Source organism: Falsiphaeobacter marinintestinus (assembly GCF_007923355.1).
Classification (GTDB): Bacteria; Pseudomonadota; Alphaproteobacteria; order Rhodobacterales; family Rhodobacteraceae; genus Phaeobacter_A; species Phaeobacter_A marinintestinus.
The window spans coordinates 262,147-276,647 of record NZ_VOGO01000007.1 but is presented as its reverse complement, the minus strand read 5'-3'; the positions used below and the strand labels follow the sequence as shown (position 1 = coordinate 276,647).

Below are 14,501 nucleotides of genomic sequence, written 5' to 3'. Positions count from 1 at the left end.
AAAAGGCTTCCAGATCTCTGCGCAGCTTGACCATTAGTGTGCCACCCCTGCCGCCACGCTTTCGTCGATGAACCGGCCCTCTTTGAACCGATCCAGCGAGAACGCCTCGGTCAGCGGCGAGTGACCCGTGGCCATCAGTTCGGCCATACCCCAGCCTGAGCCCGGGATCGCCTTGAACCCGCCGGTGCCCCAGCCGCAATTGATGAAACAGCCCTCGACCGGCGTTTTCGACAGGATCGGCGAGCGGTCACCGGTCACGTCAACAATACCGCCCCATTGGCGCAGCATTTTCAGACGTGAGATCATCGGGAAGGTTTCGATCAGGGCCCGCACGGTTTCTTCGATATGGTGGAACGATCCGCGCTGGGTGTAATTGTTGTAACCGTCCGTGCCGCCGCCGATCACCATTTCGCCCTTGTCGGATTGGCTCATGTATCCGTGCACGGTGTTGGCCATCACGACCACATCCATGCAGGGCTTGATCGGTTCGGACACCAGTGCCTGCAACGCCACCGATTCAAGCGGCAGACGGAAGCCGGCTTTTTCGGCCAGTACGCCGGAATGGCCTGCCACGACCACGCCCAGCTTGTCGCAGTCAATCGCGCCCTTCGTGGTGTCGACCCCGGCCACCTTGCCGTTTTCAGTACGCACGCCAGTGACTTCGCATTGCTGGATGATATCCATGCCCATCGCCGAACAGGCGCGGGCATAGCCCCAGGCCACGGCGTCGTGGCGCGCCGTGCCGCCGCGCGGCTGCCACAACGCCCCCAGAACGGGATAGCGCGGGCCGTTGATGTCGATGATCGGCACCAGTTCCTTGACACGTTCGGGGCCAATGAATTCGGTTTGCACGCCTTGCAGGGCGTTGGCATGGGCTGTGCGCTGATAGCCGCGGATCTCGTGCTGGGTCTGGGCCAGCATCATCACGCCGCGGGGGCTGAACATCACGTTATAGTTAATGTCCTGGCTGAGGTCTTCGTACAGCGAGCGGGCCTTTTCATAGATCGCCGCCGAGGGATCCTGCAGATAGTTTGACCGGATGATCGTGGTGTTCCGACCGGTGTTGCCGCCGCCCAACCAGCCCTTTTCAATCACGGCCACATTGGTGATGCCAAAGTTCTTGCCAAGGTAATAGGCGGTCGCCAGCCCATGGCCACCGGCACCGATGATCACGACGTCATACCGTTTCTTCGGCTCGGGCGAGGCCCAGGCACGACTCCAGCCAGTGTGATAGTTCAGTGCTTCGCGGGCGATGGCAAAAGCGGAATAGCGTTTCATGGGCGAATCCGTTCAAAGCGTTCAGGCAAAGATATGCCGCGATCCCAAAGATGACCCGCGACCCGAACCGCCGCAATAGTGCACAGTTGCGACATGGTCGCCCGATGCGCTCAAGCGCGGCGATTTGCCCTTTTTTCGAGGCTCCCGCAGATATACATGGTTCCGAAATGGGAGAAACCATGACCTTCTGGATTGTGACTTCACTGATGGCCCTTGCGGTGGCTGCCCTGATGGTAGTGACCTTGCTACGGGCGCGAAATGGCGCTGAACCGGCTGCGGCCTATGATTTGCAGGTCTATCGTGACCAATTGAAGGACGTGGATCGCGATCTGGCGCGCGGCACTTTGGCCGAGGCTGACGCGGAACGTATTCGTACCGAAGTGTCCCGACGCATCCTTGCAGCCGATGCGCAGTCGCATGATGAAAAGTCAGGGACTGCCCAACCGCGTCCCATATCGCTGGCGATGGCCGCCGTGTTGGGCGTCATGATAATCGGAGGGTCCCTGGCCCTGTACCGATCCCTTGGCGCGCCGGGCTATGGCGATCTGGCGCTGGATCACCGGATTGAAATGGCCGAAGAGCGCCGCGAGACCCGCCCCGATCAGGCCGCGGCCGAAACACGGATGCCGGTCCGCCCCGAACCCCAGATTGACGAGTCCTATAAGCAACTGATTACGCAGCTTCGCGAAACCGTCGCGACCCGGCCGGATGACATTCAGGGGCTTGAACTGCTCGCGCGGCACGAATCCAACTTGGGGAACTACACCGCCGCTTATACGGCCAAGGGTCGGGTCATCGAACTAAAGGGCGACAATGCCGAAGCCCAGGACTATGCGGAACATGCCGAGATGCTGATCGCGGCGGCGGGGGGGTATGTCTCGCCCGAGGCCGAGCAGGAATTGCGTCAGGTGCTGGCGCGCGAACCATGGCATGGTGCCGCGCGGTATTATTGGGGCCTGATGTTAATGCAGACAGGTCGCCCCGACCTTGCATTCCGCGTGTGGGATCAAACCTTGCGCGCGGGTCCGCCGGACGCGCCCTGGATCGCGCCGATCCGGGGTCAGATCGAAGACGCCGCTTGGCGGGCCGGGGTTGAATACGAACTGCCTCCTCTGCAAAGCGCCCCACTCGCCGGCCCCAGCGCCGAAGACATGCAAGCCGTGCAGGATATGACTGACGACGAACGCCAAGAGATGATCCGCGGCATGGTTGATCGGCTGTCTGAGCGTCTGGCATCCGAAGGCGGCAGCCCCGAAGAATGGGCCCGCCTGATCGGGGCACTGGGCGTTCTGGGCGACACCGACCGCGCCGCTGCGATTTATGACGAGGCGCTTCAGGTGTTTGCCGCCAGCCCGCAGGCGCTGGATGCTATCCGCAACGCTGGCCGCCAAGCGGGCCTGGGCGAATGATCTGTGATGTGTTCGAAGAGTTTGCTGCCACCGTCGCGCCGATGACGGCATTGGTTGGACTTGATCTGGGCACCAAAACCATCGGGGTCGCCGTGTCGGATCGGATTGGGACGGTGGCCACTCCGGTCGAAACCATCAAACGCAAGAAATTCTCGCTTGATGCCGAGCGCCTTCTTCAGATTGCCACCGACCGTAGCGCTGGAGGAATTCTGCTGGGTTTGCCCCGCAACATGGACGGGTCTGAAGGGCCACGTTGCCAGTCGACCCGTTCTTTTGCCCGCAATCTCAGCCGCCTGACCGATCTGCCAATCGGCTTCTGGGACGAACGGCTAAGCACTGTCGCCGCCGAAAAAGCGCTTCTTGAGGCGGATACGACACGAAAACGTCGCTCTGAGGTCATAGATCATGTCGCCGCGTCCTATATCCTGCAAGGGGCGCTGGACCGGATGCGCCACATAAAAACGGAGCAGCCCACGTGACGGCCCCTATCTGGAAACGTGAAGAAGTTGAAAGCCCTTGTGTGCAGATTTGCGTCATGCACCCCAAGGAAAACATCTGCGCAGGCTGCTATCGCACGATGGAGGAAATCACGCGCTGGTCTGCCATGTCGTCCGATGAACGGGCCGAGGTTATGGCCGATCTGCCCGAACGTGCGCCCCGTCTGAAACGTCGTCGCGGTGGCCGCGACGCGCGTTTGGCGCGTTGAACCGGCCTTAGGGACTGATCAACCAATCCTGTCGATCCGCCATTTCAGGTCTGAAATAAGCGATCATGCGCCCGTCCGGCCGTCCCTTGGATCCGGGCTTCCACGGCGCAACGCCGTGCAGCGCCAATCGGTGGACGGCATAAGCCTCGCCCGGGCGCGCTGGCAGCGGTACGCGGGTACAGGTTTCAAAGACGGTGCGGCGGGCTTCTTGATAAGCGTCGGTCACATCGACCGTGTGCCAGTCTTTCGGGTCGTGATTGTCCAGAACCTCACGTAAACCTGCGCGGATGACCTCGTGACTGCCTTCCCAAACGACCATCGGTGCGGCGTCAGGACCGACATCGGTCAGGGGCAGACCCAGAATGAAGGCGTGAAATTCTTGCGGATGCCGACGGCGGTTCGGCCCGACCGGTTTCAAACCATCGACATGCGCCGCATCGCGCATCTGGCGATACCGAAATGCCCCCGCGCTTTCCCCATCGCGAGGGCGCGGATACCCTGGATAGATCACCGACACCTGAGCGCGATGCAACGCGGGCCAACCCCCAAGATCATCACGCAGAAAGTCCACCGCTCTGCCCGACAAAACCTCGGACCCGCCGACCCGACCTGCGGTGTCGTTCAGCAGCGCATCAACGCCAACAAACCACGTGCCCTCACAGACGTGCCAGTGCGCCATGTCCGGATCATCCACAGCTCTGCGACCATCGATCACGGCATGTGCAGCCCAGTCAGTTACAGCTTGATCAAATGGAAACCGGACCCAGCCCAGCCGATGGAAATCGTCTACCACCCCAGTGCCTTGCGCAGCATGTTCAGGGCCACGAGGGTCAGGAACACTGCAAACACCCGTCGCAGCGGTTTAGGATCCATGGCATGGGCCAGCTTGACCCCCCAAGGCGTCGTGATTAGGGTCATTGCGATCACAATGCCAAAAGTTGGCAGATTCACCGCACCAACTGTCAAGGGCGGGCGAAAAGCCGGATCAATCGGCAGAAACAAAAAGCCCAGCACAGACGGTACTGCGATGATGACACCAAAACCCGCCGCTGTCGCGACAGCCCTGTGAATCGGTGTGTTGTAAAGGCTCATCAACGGCACACCAAAGCTTCCGCCCCCTATCCCCATCAGAACCGACAAGAACCCGACCATCGGTGAAATCACCGCGCGACGCAGCCCTTTGGGCATCGCATCCCCCAGCCGCCATTCAGATTTGCCCAGGCCCAGATACAATCCGATAACCACCCCCAGCACGCCAAACAGCCCCTGCAAAGTTGTTGAGCGCATGGACGATGCCACCAGAACCCCGACAATGGCACCAACGGCAATTCCCGGGGCCCATCCACGCAGGATGTCCCAATCAACGGCCCCCTTCTTGTTATGGCTGGCAACCGATCGAAGCGATGTCACGATGATCGTCGACAACGAGGTTGCCAGACACATCTGCATCAACTGTGGACCATCAAAGCCAAGGGTTTTGAACGCATAGAAAAAGCACGGCACCAAGACGATCCCACCGCCAACCCCAAGCATCCCTGCCAGAACGCCGGCAAACCCGCCGATGACCACGACAAGGGCAAACATCTGCGCAAGAAGTATGGGATCCTGGGACATTTGGGCAATCACTCCACGGTCATGGTTGGCCGGAATGCGAGGCTCCGGGCTGCTGAGAGATAGAGCTAAGGGAAATCGGGACCAGTCCGCAAGGGCCGAGGGTCAGGTTGGACGCTGTTTCACGCCGCCTGCCCGTCCTGCAATGGTGCCAAAGCCTGCTCGACCAGATCTGGCCCAGCCCCGTCACGACTTGCCCCTTCTGACAGGGTGCGCCGCCATTGCCGCGCACCCGGTCGCCCCGCAAACAGGCCTAACATGTGGCGGGTAATCTGATGCAAGCGTCCGCCGCTAGCAAGATGCGCTTCGATATAAGGCAACATGGTTCGCACCACATCTACAGGGTCCGATACTTCGTCAGTTCCATAAATGACAGCGTCCGCCGCCGCCAGAATATCGGTCGGCGTATGATAGGCCGCGCGCCCGATCATAACCCCATCCAGCCCGGCTTCGAGGAAACCTCTTGCTTCCTCCAGCGACCCGATCCCACCGTTGATCGAAATATGCAGCCCTGGAAACAGCCCCTTCATCCGCATCACCAGATCATAATCCAAAGGCGGGATATCACGGTTTTCCTTCGGGCTCAGCCCCTTCAACCACGCTTTGCGCGCATGGATCGTCACCCGTTCACAACCCGCTGCACTGATCCGTGCGAGAAACTCGGGCAGGACGTCTTCGGGCTCCTGATCATCCACGCCGATGCGGCATTTCACTGTGATCTCAGTATCGATAGTACTCCGCATCGCCGTAACACATTCCGCGACCAGCCCCGGATCCTTCATCAACACGGCCCCGAACGTGCCCGACTGAACCCTGTCCGACGGGCAGCCACAATTCAGGTTGATCTCATCATACCCCGCTTCGGCCCCAAGCCGCGCGGCTTTTGCCAGCTCTTCAGGGTTCGAGCCGCCAAGCTGCAGAGCAACCGGGTGCTCTTCCGGGTTGTAGTCCAGCAAATGCAACGCGCGCCCCCGCACCAATGCGGGGGCTGTCACCATCTCGGTGTACAGCAACGTCTTGCGGCTCAGAAGCCGGTGCAGATACCGGCAATGACGATCCGTCCAGTCCATCATCGGGGCCACGGACAGGCGGGCAGCTCGTTTGACGTCTGTTTTACCTTGTCTTCTTGGGCTATTGTACTCGGCCATTTTTTCCGTTTTCTCGATTTGGGACGTCTTTGCCCCCGTTTTTAACCCGAGTGCAACATTTTGTTGCGGCCAGCCCGAATGTGACATCACGGCGCCCACGTGTTGTTCAGCTGTTTCCCCCTTTTGAAACGGCCTGATAGATCATCCCTTATACCACCTGGTTAGTTGTTAGGTTTTGCCTAACAGAGGCTGAGGAAGACAATTCTTACCTGCAACAGCCCTGCTTCATATGGTCTCAAGATCTTTACTGTGCAGGGGACGTGTCGTGCCACAGGACATCACCAACGCAATCGACGTGCGACAAGCTGTGAAACGCTATGGCGATTTCACAGCTCTCAAGACCATCTCTCTGTCTATTCACGACAACGAGTTTTTCACGTTGTTGGGGCCGTCAGGCTGCGGAAAAACCACCCTGCTGCGCATGATCGCGGGGTTCGAGGATGTGACCGAGGGCGAGATTTTCCTGTACGGGGAAGAGATCGAAAATCTGCCCCCAGATAAGCGCCCTGTGAACACGGTGTTCCAGAACTACGCCCTTTTTCCGCATATGAACGTGTTGGAGAATGTCAGCTTTGGCTTGGAAATGCTTGGGAAATCCAAATCCGAAGCACGGACCCGTGCGGGCGAGATCCTCGAACTGGTTCAGTTGTCGCAGTTTGGGGCACGCAAGCCGTTGCAACTTTCGGGCGGTCAGCAACAACGCGTCGCACTGGCGCGCGCCTTGGCACCACAGCCCAAAGTGCTACTGCTGGATGAACCGCTGTCAGCCCTTGATCTCAAACTGCGCAAGGCGATGCAGCTGGAACTAAAGCACCTGCAGCGCGAAACAGGCATCACCTTTATCTTCGTCACACATGATCAAGACGAAGCACTAACCATGTCGGACCGTATTGCGGTCATGTCTGCCGGAGAACTGCAACAGCTGGGTGATGCGCGCGATATTTATGAAAAGCCTGCGAACCGCTTTGTCGCAGACTTTATTGGCGAAACCAACCTAATCGACGTGATCGTTAAGTCGAAGGATGGAGATCGCGTTCTTTGTGAGTTCCCCAATGGTTTGACCCTGACCTGTGACGCAGTCGACGAGATGGACGTCGGGAAAACCGGACATATGTCGATCCGTCCGGAACGCATGAAACTGCACCAAACGCAAGTCGAGGCGGAAAATTTCAAAGGCAAGGTCGTTGAAAACGTCTATGCAGGGACGGATGTTCAGACAATCGTGCACCTGCAGAACGACATGAAACTGGCCGTGCGCACCCAGAACTCCGATACTGGCAAGGCGATGATCTTTGACCCCGGCACCGACGTTTTTGTCGATGTCGAGTTTGGGTCTGCACGCCTGTTGGCAAGCTGATGGCGGGCGGAGCCGCAAGCGGCGGCAGCACGCAGGGCGATACTTACAAGGAAGCCCGAAACTGGCTGTTGTTGCCCGCATGGGTCACACTTAGCATCCTTGTGCTGCTCCCTGTTTTGCTGATGTTGGTCTATTCCTTTCTGACAAAGGAATTCCGTGGCGGCGTTATCTGGGAATTTTCACTGGGCGCTTATGATCAGTTCTTTTTTGACCGCGGATTGTTCGGCGATGAACCGCCCAAACTTGAGTGGACCTATATCACGATCTTCTGGCGGTCGATCTGGCAAGCGGGGTTGGCAACGATCCTGAGCCTGCTGATCGGATTTCCCACTGCCTATTACATTGCGACGCGATCTGAAAAGGTGCGTCCGCTTTGGGTGTTCCTGATCACGATCCCTTACTGGGTCAACCTGCTGATCAGAACGGTCTCGATGCGGTTCATGCTGCGCGAAGAAGGACCCATTAACAATGCGCTGGTCTGGAGCGGGCTGGCCGATAGCCCAATTCAGATGATCAATACGAATTTTGCCGTGCAGATCGGGCTGTTTTATTCCTACCTGCCTTTCATGGTGCTTCCGATCTATGCGGCAGTGGAGCGATACAACTTTTCCCTTAGCGAAGCGGCATCTGATCTCTACGCGTCCAAATGGACCACTTTGCGGCGCATCGTCCTGCCCAGCGTGCGTCCCGGCGTTGTTGCAGGTTGTATCCTGGTGTTTGTCCCGTCGATGGGCGCATTCCTTGCCCCTGACCTGTTGGGAGGGGCCAAGAACTTCATGATTGGATCGTTGATCGAAGAACAATTCAAAGGCAACGCTGGTAACTGGCCCTTCGGTGCGGCGGCATCCATGATCTTGCTCTCGCTGGTTTTGATCATCCTGACACTCTATGCCCGCCAGCAAGCGCGCGCTAACAAAGCAGGGGCATAGCCATGGCAGCGCGCAAGTTCGACGTCCGAGCCTATCCCGGCTTTGCCTACATCACAGCCCTATGCCTGCTGATCCTTTATGTGCCTCTGATGGTCGTATCAGTGTACAGCTTCAATTCATCTGAATCGATCGTGGTTTGGGAAGGGTTTTCAACCCGTTGGTACGCGGATGTCTTTGTCGGTTCCGAAAGCGCCAAGTTCAAAGTCGCCGCGCGCAATAGCTTTTTCATCGCAGTCATCGCCGCAACAGTTGCGACAACAATCGCGACGTTTGCCGCCACCGCCATGATCCGTGGCGGCAAATTCCGGCTGCGGGCGTTGTCTTTCGGCCTGATTTCTCTGCCCTTGATGGTCCCTGAAATCGTGACGGCGGTTGCCACTTTGATTTTCTTTAGCTCCATCGGGTTCGAACGGGGTATTCTAACGATCTTGCTGGCGCATATCGCGTTCTGCATACCCTTCGCCTACCTGCCGATTTCGGCCCGCATGCAAGGGATTGAAGACACCTATGAACAGGCGGCGATGGACCTTTATGCCACCAAACGACAGGCGTTCACCAAAATCCTTTTGCCGCTGATGATGCCGGGCATCATATCCGGTTTCCTGCTTGCGTTCATCATTTCGCTCGACGACTTCATCATCACGAACTTTGTGAAAGGTGCAGGTGTCGAGACGTTGCCGACAGCCATCTTTGGCGCTGTCAAACAGGGCATCAAGCCCAACATCATGGCCATCTCGACCATGCTTCTCGCATTTTCCATCGTGATGGTCACGATTTCCTATTTCGTCAGCAAGTCCGGCGAGAACAAGTAATCAATAAACAGGGGAAAACCATGAAATCACTTCTGACATCCACCGCAATTGCAGCCACGCTGGCCCTTGGTGCCGGTACTGCTCAGGCCGAGGGCAATCTTTCGATCTATCACTGGTTCGAATACATGCCGCAAACCTTGCTCGACAAGTTTACGGCTGAAACCGGCATCATCGTCACCATGGACACCTATGACAGCAACGAGGCGATGCTTGCGTCGCTCAAGGCAGGCGGCATGGGCACCTATGACGTGGCCGTCCCCGGTGATTACATGGTTTCGATCATGATCGGCGAAGGCTTGCTGGACACCGTCGCGGACGGCGAACTGAAGAACAAGGGCAACATTGCACCTGAATGGGCAGACCCAAGTTTTGACCCCGGGTGGAGCCATTCGATCCCCTACCAGTGGGGCTCAACGAGCTTTATGGTTGATACGGCTGCGTTTGACGGGAACATCGACACCACCGATATCCTTTTCAACCCACCAGCCGAGCTGAGCGGAAGAATCAACATGCTCGACAGCCAGGGCGAAGTTCTGGCGATGGCCGCGCTGCACCTTGGGATTCCCCAATGCAGCCAGGATCGTGAGCAGTTGAAAGCTCTGGATGCCATGCTGCAAGAGGCGAAGGGCCACTGGGCGTCTTTTAACTCGGACACGGCCAAAGAAGTGCTTGTCTCGGGTGATGTGGCCGTTGGCCAGATCTATGACGGGTTTGGCGCCAAAGCACGGGCTGACAGGGCAAGCCTCAAATACGCTTTCCCGACGCAGGGGTATGTCGCGTGGATGGACAATGTTGTGTTGCTGGAGGACGCCCCCAACCGCGACAGCGCAATTGCCTTCATGGACTTCCTGCTAGAGCCTGAGAACATTGCGGCTGTGTCCAACTATGCGCGCTACGGGTCGGGCCTTGCGGGCGTTGGTCCTTTCCTTGACCCCGAACTGGCAAGCTTGCCAGAATCAAATCCACCTGCTTCCGCTGGCCCGGGCGTGTTTATCGAGGTGTGTGACGAGGCCACGCAAGCGGTCTATGACCGGATCTGGACGAACCTCAAGAAGTAACGAGGATGACTTTGTCGGGCTGCGCTTTAAGTGCGGCCCGATTGCCTTTTGCGACACGGGACAAGAGCTGATGGAAACGATCTATAGCGAAAAGCACAAGCTGCGTGATGCCAAAACTGAACTGTTTGGTGGCAAGTTAGTGCAACCGCACGAGCGTCCCAGCCGCGCGGAATTTGTCATCGATCGCGTGCGTAAGACAGACCTTGGCCCTGTTTCGGACCCTGACGAATTCGGCATGGATCCGATCTTTGCCATCCACGAAGATCACTTTGTCGAGTTTCTGAAAACAGCCCCTGCCCGCTGGAAAGAGGCCGGGTTTGAGGGCGAAGCCATCCCAACGACATGGGTCGCGCGGCGCATGTCCGGCATCCGCCCGAACTTTATCGAAGGTCAACTTGGCTATTACGCGCTTGCTGGCGAGACCAGCCTGACGGATGGCACATGGGAAGCCGCCTATGCCAGCGCCCAAGTCGCCCTGACCGGGGCTGAAAGAATTCGCGCAGGCGCACGTGGCGTGTTTTCGCTGTGCCGTCCGCCCGGTCACCACGCGACGGCCGATATGTACGGCGGCTATTGTTTTCTGAACAACGCTGCGATCTGTGCGCAGCACTTTGTGGACAATGGGGCCAGGCGCGTTGCCATCCTTGATGTGGATTTCCACCATGGCAACGGGACACAAGACATCTTCTACGACCGTGATGATGTGCTGTTCATATCGCTGCATGGAGATCCGTTAGAGGCGTTCCCCTACCATCTGGGTCACGCCAGTGAGACCGGTGAAGGTGCGGGCGCAGGGTTCAACCTCAACTTCCCAATGCCGCCCGGCACATCGTTCGATGTCTGGCGTGCTGCCCTTGCCAAAGCGTTGGACTGCATCGCCGACTACAACCCTGATTTCCTGATCATCTCATTGGGCGTTGACACGTTTGAAACGGACCCGATCAGTTTCTTCAAACTGAAAAGTGATGATTTTACGACTCTGGGCGCTGACATCGCAGCTGCGAACCTGCCCACACAATTCATCATGGAAGGTGGGTATGATGTGGATGAAATCGGCGTGAACGCCGTGAATGTCCTCCAAGGTTTCGACGCTGTCGTTGCCAGTTGATAAATGTCCAAGATCAACGTTGCCCTGTCACCGCCTGCCCACCAGTCCGCTGGTTTGCCACCGGTTTCTTACGGGTAATGTTTGACACCCTAAACCCAATACACGCTTAAAGACCGGGGCACTTCAGGCGACATTTCGCTCGGATTGCGACGTCGCTTCAAACCAACTGATGACGGCCTTGGCCGAAGGCTCAAGCCAAAGTGCGTCCGGGCCGACAAACTCTTTGAAAGCAGCGAGGTTCAGTGCGTTGACACCCACCAGAACGGGTATGTCGCGCTCGATCGCCTCTGCAATCACCGTCCGAAATCCTCGACCATCAGCTTCGTGTTTGCCAAACTTGTTGACGATCAGAACCTCTGTACCGGATGTCAGCCGATCGGCGACCAATCCAACAGCGTGTTCAAGCGCGGACGGATCCAGCCTGCATCCTTTAGAATTTCGCCCCAGACTCTGTGAGATCCGCAAGATCGGCCCATCCGGCAGGACCTGAACATCCATATCGCAGGGGTGATCGCTGCGCTTGGTGTTGATCTGGACCGTGCCGCAGGTTTGGTAGCCACGCGCCCCAAGGTCTTGTGCCACAGAAAACAGGAACAGATCCGTGTCTCCTTGTCCGGGTGCCATTGTGTAAGCGATTTTCATGGTGGTGCTTCCTTTATGAAACGTAGAAGGGCATGAAGTCGATCAACGCGCCTTCCGGAAGAATTTCGGTTTCAGCCGGGATCAGGATAACGCCGTCCGCTGCCGGAAGCCGCGCGACGCGACCTGAATGGGTCGCATCGTCGAAGCGGACAACCTCTCGGCCAGAACCGTCAAACCCGACGCGTTCGGCCAATCGCAGTTCGCAGCGTCCGTATGTATGGCGCAGCGGGCGGGATAACACGACATGCCTGCGTGTGCTCGGCGCAGCGGTGCATCCCGCCAGAGTCTGGCAAAGCGCTGTCCCGAAAAGATGCCATGTGACGTAAGCTGCAAGTGGATTGCCCGGCAACCCCAGCCAATGCGCGCCTCCCAGACGCCCGAATGACACCGGTTTTCCGGGCTTTATCGCGACACCACTGAACGCCATCGCCACGCCAAGATCGCCTAACGCGGGTTTGACATGGTCTTCCTCCCCCACGGATATCCCGCCAGTGGTGACAATCAGATCGACGCGTTCGGCTAGGTCCGCGATTTGCTGTCGCAAGGCGTCGCGATTGTCTTTTGCCGTCTGAACATCGACAAGCCTGACCCCGGGCGTCGCGATTGCAGCACTCAGCATTGGTGTATTCACATCCCAGATGCCCGCACGGTTCCTCGGTTGACCGGTCATATTCACCTCATTACCGGTGACTAGAAGGGCCACACGCACGCGGCGCCAGACACGAACAGATGCTGCACCAGCGGCGGCGCAGGCGGCGATATCCCGCGCGCTCAATTGACGGCCGGCAGGGACAACGGTTTGTCCTTTTGCCATATCTTCGCCGGCTAACCTGATATGCACGCCGCTCTTGACCTTGTGCGAGATTATGATCGCCCTGTCGATGCGTTGAACGTTTTCCTGCATCACAACGGCATCTGCGTTGGAAGGGATCGGTGCGCCCGTGAAGATCTGCGCGGCTGTCCCTTGGGCAAGTGGCCCTTGGGCAAGTGGCCCTTGGGTCTCCTGACCTGCCGCGATCCGTGTGACCACGGGAAGATACCACGGTCCCTCCCCCGTCAGACTGGCAGTATTTATCGCATAGCCATCCATCGCCGAATTGTCGAACGGGGGCGCGGCAGACTGTGCGCAGATCGCATCAGCAAGTATCCGGTCACAAGCCTCGGCAAGCGGGATCTCTTCGGTCTCGCGCACCGGACGGGCGGTTCGTGCAATCCGGGCAAGCGCTTCGTCGATTGAGACAAGGGTTTTGCGATTATCTAAAGCATCACAACCGCACCCTGCCCGATCAATCCGTGTTTGTACCGTCATTGGGTGGCCTCCTTCTGGACGCGCCTCGGTCCAACTGTGCAGTCGAGATCACGCAACCGTCCGTCCTTAAGCCCATAGATAAGACCGTGAACACGTATACTGGCGCTACCACGCCATGCTCGTTGTATGATGGGGGTTTCAGCCACGCGCCGAACCCCTTCGATCACGTTGAGTTCTGCGAGTTTGTCGCGACGGGATTCTTCATTGTTTTCCTGGCTTAGATCGACCGCATAAGCGCGGGCCAGACGCCGGATCGGCTCCAACCAGTGATCGGCCAACCCATGCGGCAGATCCTCGGTTGCGGCCTTCACGCCGCCACACCCATAGTGACCGCAGACGATGATTTCCCGGATGCACAGCGCGTCTACCGCGAACTCCAACGCCGATAGCAAATTCATGTCCGAGGAATGGATCACATTGGCGACGTTTCGGTGAACGAACACCTCTCCGGGATCAAGCCCTGCAACGACATTGGCCGGAACTCGACTGTCCGAACATCCAATCCAGAAAAACTCCGGCGATTGACGGGTTGCCAATCGGGTAAAATACCCAGGTTCCTCAGCATTTTTCTGGCCTGACCATTGCGCGTTGCGGCGAAGAAGATCGTCTAGCATGTTTCGGTCTCCTCCAAACGTTCAAGCCCGCGCCGGTCCAGCATGTGTAATCTCATGATTTCCAGGTCGCGCTTGGTCAGGCGCGCCCTCGCGATCGGCATGATAATCGCGTTCTCAAGAATAAGGTGACGCCTCGCATGAGAGGCGAATTCTGTCATCTGTGCGCACGCCGTATCCGAAAAGATCAAGGCACTGTTTTCGTCAGCTGCGATCAGAGCGGCTATCACGGGCGCATCCGCAAGAGCATGCCCATGATCAGACTCCAACTTTCTGATAACCTTGTCGATTTCCGCTTCAGGCTCGCAGCGTTTCAGCATCAATGGAAAGAGATCGATTTCTTCGTCGGCAAGATGTTGCGGCAGTTGTTCAGTCAGAAATGTGAGCATCATTTCGCGCTTGCCGTCTTCGACCTGCACCGTAGCCACCATCTTGTCGATCAAGGCACAGACTTCTCGTTCGCGCATATGATCTTCCGCGATGTAATCCAAAGGGTTCTCCAATGGGTCTTTCAGACACCGAA

16 protein-coding genes are annotated in these 14,501 nt (G+C 57.8%); 8 read left to right on the top strand and 8 right to left on the bottom strand.

All coding sequences use genetic code 11. The features are described 5' to 3' along the window. Window positions 1–33: 33 nt before the first annotated feature. Window positions 34–1,278, bottom strand: a complete 1,245-nt coding sequence (locus FOY56_RS16475; protein WP_146346962.1) for a sarcosine oxidase subunit beta family protein — start codon at window positions 1,276–1,278, stop codon at window positions 34–36. A gap of 179 nt (window positions 1,279–1,457) precedes the next feature. Between FOY56_RS16475 and ccmI the strand changes: the two genes are divergently transcribed. Genes ccmI through FOY56_RS16460 form a run of 3 tightly spaced genes read left to right on the top strand, consistent with a single transcriptional unit; the run spans window position 1,458 to window position 3,393 of the window. Then, window positions 1,458–2,687, top strand: a complete 1,230-nt coding sequence (gene ccmI / locus FOY56_RS16470; RefSeq protein ID WP_146346961.1) for a c-type cytochrome biogenesis protein CcmI — start codon at window positions 1,458–1,460, stop codon at window positions 2,685–2,687. Continuing rightward, complete coding sequence (gene ruvX / locus FOY56_RS16465; protein ID WP_146346960.1) at window positions 2,684–3,166, top strand: Holliday junction resolvase RuvX; 483 nt, start codon at window positions 2,684–2,686, stop codon at window positions 3,164–3,166. The genes ccmI and ruvX overlap by 4 nt, the downstream gene beginning before the upstream one ends. Beyond that, window positions 3,163–3,393: a DUF1289 domain-containing protein gene (locus FOY56_RS16460; RefSeq protein WP_146346959.1), complete on the top strand. Its 231-nt coding sequence runs from the start codon at window positions 3,163–3,165 to the stop codon at window positions 3,391–3,393. Before ruvX ends, FOY56_RS16460 begins: the two co-directional genes overlap by 4 nt. Window positions 3,394–3,400: 7 nt before the next feature. Here the strand turns inward: FOY56_RS16460 and FOY56_RS16455 are convergent, their stop codons facing one another. The 3 genes from FOY56_RS16455 to dusA all read right to left on the bottom strand — a co-directional run bounded on the left by FOY56_RS16455 (window position 3,401) and on the right by dusA (window position 6,152). Beyond that, complete coding sequence (locus FOY56_RS16455) at window positions 3,401–4,186, bottom strand: hypothetical protein (RefSeq protein WP_146346958.1); 786 nt, start codon at window positions 4,184–4,186, stop codon at window positions 3,401–3,403. After that, on the bottom strand, window positions 4,180–5,007 hold the full coding sequence (locus tag FOY56_RS16450; protein WP_146346957.1) for a sulfite exporter TauE/SafE family protein: 828 nt from the start codon (window positions 5,005–5,007) through the stop codon (window positions 4,180–4,182). Before FOY56_RS16450 ends, FOY56_RS16455 begins: the two co-directional genes overlap by 7 nt. 119 nt (window positions 5,008–5,126) lie before the next feature. After that, on the bottom strand, window positions 5,127–6,152 hold the full coding sequence (gene dusA / locus FOY56_RS16445; RefSeq protein WP_146346956.1) for a tRNA dihydrouridine(20/20a) synthase DusA: 1,026 nt from the start codon (window positions 6,150–6,152) through the stop codon (window positions 5,127–5,129). Between the two features lie 229 nt (window positions 6,153–6,381). Between dusA and FOY56_RS16440 the strand changes: the two genes are divergently transcribed. The 5 genes from FOY56_RS16440 to FOY56_RS16420 all read left to right on the top strand — a co-directional run bounded on the left by FOY56_RS16440 (window position 6,382) and on the right by FOY56_RS16420 (window position 11,416). Next, window positions 6,382–7,509, top strand: coding sequence for an ABC transporter ATP-binding protein (locus tag FOY56_RS16440; RefSeq protein ID WP_186766361.1), 1,128 nt, complete (start codon window positions 6,382–6,384; stop codon window positions 7,507–7,509). After that, complete coding sequence (locus FOY56_RS16435) at window positions 7,509–8,438, top strand: ABC transporter permease (RefSeq protein ID WP_146346954.1); 930 nt, start codon at window positions 7,509–7,511, stop codon at window positions 8,436–8,438. The genes FOY56_RS16440 and FOY56_RS16435 overlap by 1 nt, the downstream gene beginning before the upstream one ends. A gap of 2 nt (window positions 8,439–8,440) precedes the next feature. Next, complete coding sequence (locus FOY56_RS16430; protein ID WP_146346953.1) at window positions 8,441–9,250, top strand: ABC transporter permease; 810 nt, start codon at window positions 8,441–8,443, stop codon at window positions 9,248–9,250. Between the two features lie 20 nt (window positions 9,251–9,270). Further along, complete coding sequence (locus FOY56_RS16425) at window positions 9,271–10,308, top strand: extracellular solute-binding protein (RefSeq protein ID WP_146346952.1); 1,038 nt, start codon at window positions 9,271–9,273, stop codon at window positions 10,306–10,308. 70 nt (window positions 10,309–10,378) lie between these two features. Then, on the top strand, window positions 10,379–11,416 hold the full coding sequence (locus FOY56_RS16420) for a histone deacetylase family protein (RefSeq protein WP_146346951.1): 1,038 nt from the start codon (window positions 10,379–10,381) through the stop codon (window positions 11,414–11,416). A gap of 123 nt (window positions 11,417–11,539) precedes the next feature. Here the strand turns inward: FOY56_RS16420 and FOY56_RS16415 are convergent, their stop codons facing one another. From FOY56_RS16415 to FOY56_RS16400, 4 genes are read right to left on the bottom strand one after another with little or no spacing between them, the layout of a single operon-like run. Continuing rightward, the gene (locus FOY56_RS16415; protein ID WP_146346950.1) at window positions 11,540–12,058 is read right to left on the bottom strand and encodes a DUF2478 domain-containing protein; all 519 of its coding nucleotides are present in this window, start codon (window positions 12,056–12,058) and stop codon (window positions 11,540–11,542) included. Window positions 12,059–12,071: 13 nt separating this feature from the next. Then, window positions 12,072–13,367, bottom strand: a complete 1,296-nt coding sequence (locus FOY56_RS16410) for a molybdopterin molybdotransferase MoeA (protein WP_146346949.1) — start codon at window positions 13,365–13,367, stop codon at window positions 12,072–12,074. Next, on the bottom strand, window positions 13,364–13,981 hold the full coding sequence (locus tag FOY56_RS16405; RefSeq protein WP_146346948.1) for a carbonic anhydrase: 618 nt from the start codon (window positions 13,979–13,981) through the stop codon (window positions 13,364–13,366). The genes FOY56_RS16410 and FOY56_RS16405 overlap by 4 nt, the downstream gene beginning before the upstream one ends. After that, the gene (locus tag FOY56_RS16400; RefSeq protein ID WP_186766360.1) at window positions 13,975–14,469 is read right to left on the bottom strand and encodes a hemerythrin domain-containing protein; all 495 of its coding nucleotides are present in this window, start codon (window positions 14,467–14,469) and stop codon (window positions 13,975–13,977) included. The genes FOY56_RS16405 and FOY56_RS16400 overlap by 7 nt, the downstream gene beginning before the upstream one ends. Window positions 14,470–14,501 lie beyond the last annotated feature (32 nt).

Bases quoted from the DNA above. Each gene is read 5' to 3' on its own strand.
- FOY56_RS16435 (WP_146346954.1), top strand. From the start codon at position 7,509: ATGGCGGGCGGAGCCGCAAGCGGCGGCAGCACGCAGGGCGATACTTAC.
- FOY56_RS16405 (WP_146346948.1), bottom strand. From the start codon at position 13,981: ATGCTAGACGATCTTCTTCGCCGCAACGCGCAATGGTCAGGCCAGAAA.
- FOY56_RS16410 (WP_146346949.1), bottom strand. From the start codon at position 13,367: ATGACGGTACAAACACGGATTGATCGGGCAGGGTGCGGTTGTGATGCT.
- dusA (WP_146346956.1), bottom strand. From the start codon at position 6,152: ATGGCCGAGTACAATAGCCCAAGAAGACAAGGTAAAACAGACGTCAAA.
- FOY56_RS16420 (WP_146346951.1), top strand. From the start codon at position 10,379: ATGGAAACGATCTATAGCGAAAAGCACAAGCTGCGTGATGCCAAAACT.
- FOY56_RS16475 (WP_146346962.1), bottom strand. From the start codon at position 1,278: ATGAAACGCTATTCCGCTTTTGCCATCGCCCGCGAAGCACTGAACTAT.
- FOY56_RS16425 (WP_146346952.1), top strand. From the start codon at position 9,271: ATGAAATCACTTCTGACATCCACCGCAATTGCAGCCACGCTGGCCCTT.
- FOY56_RS16440 (WP_186766361.1), top strand. From the start codon at position 6,382: ATGGTCTCAAGATCTTTACTGTGCAGGGGACGTGTCGTGCCACAGGAC.
- ccmI (WP_146346961.1), top strand. From the start codon at position 1,458: ATGACCTTCTGGATTGTGACTTCACTGATGGCCCTTGCGGTGGCTGCC.
- ruvX (WP_146346960.1), top strand. From the start codon at position 2,684: ATGATCTGTGATGTGTTCGAAGAGTTTGCTGCCACCGTCGCGCCGATG.
- FOY56_RS16450 (WP_146346957.1), bottom strand. From the start codon at position 5,007: ATGTCCCAGGATCCCATACTTCTTGCGCAGATGTTTGCCCTTGTCGTG.
- FOY56_RS16415 (WP_146346950.1), bottom strand. From the start codon at position 12,058: ATGAAAATCGCTTACACAATGGCACCCGGACAAGGAGACACGGATCTG.
- FOY56_RS16430 (WP_146346953.1), top strand. From the start codon at position 8,441: ATGGCAGCGCGCAAGTTCGACGTCCGAGCCTATCCCGGCTTTGCCTAC.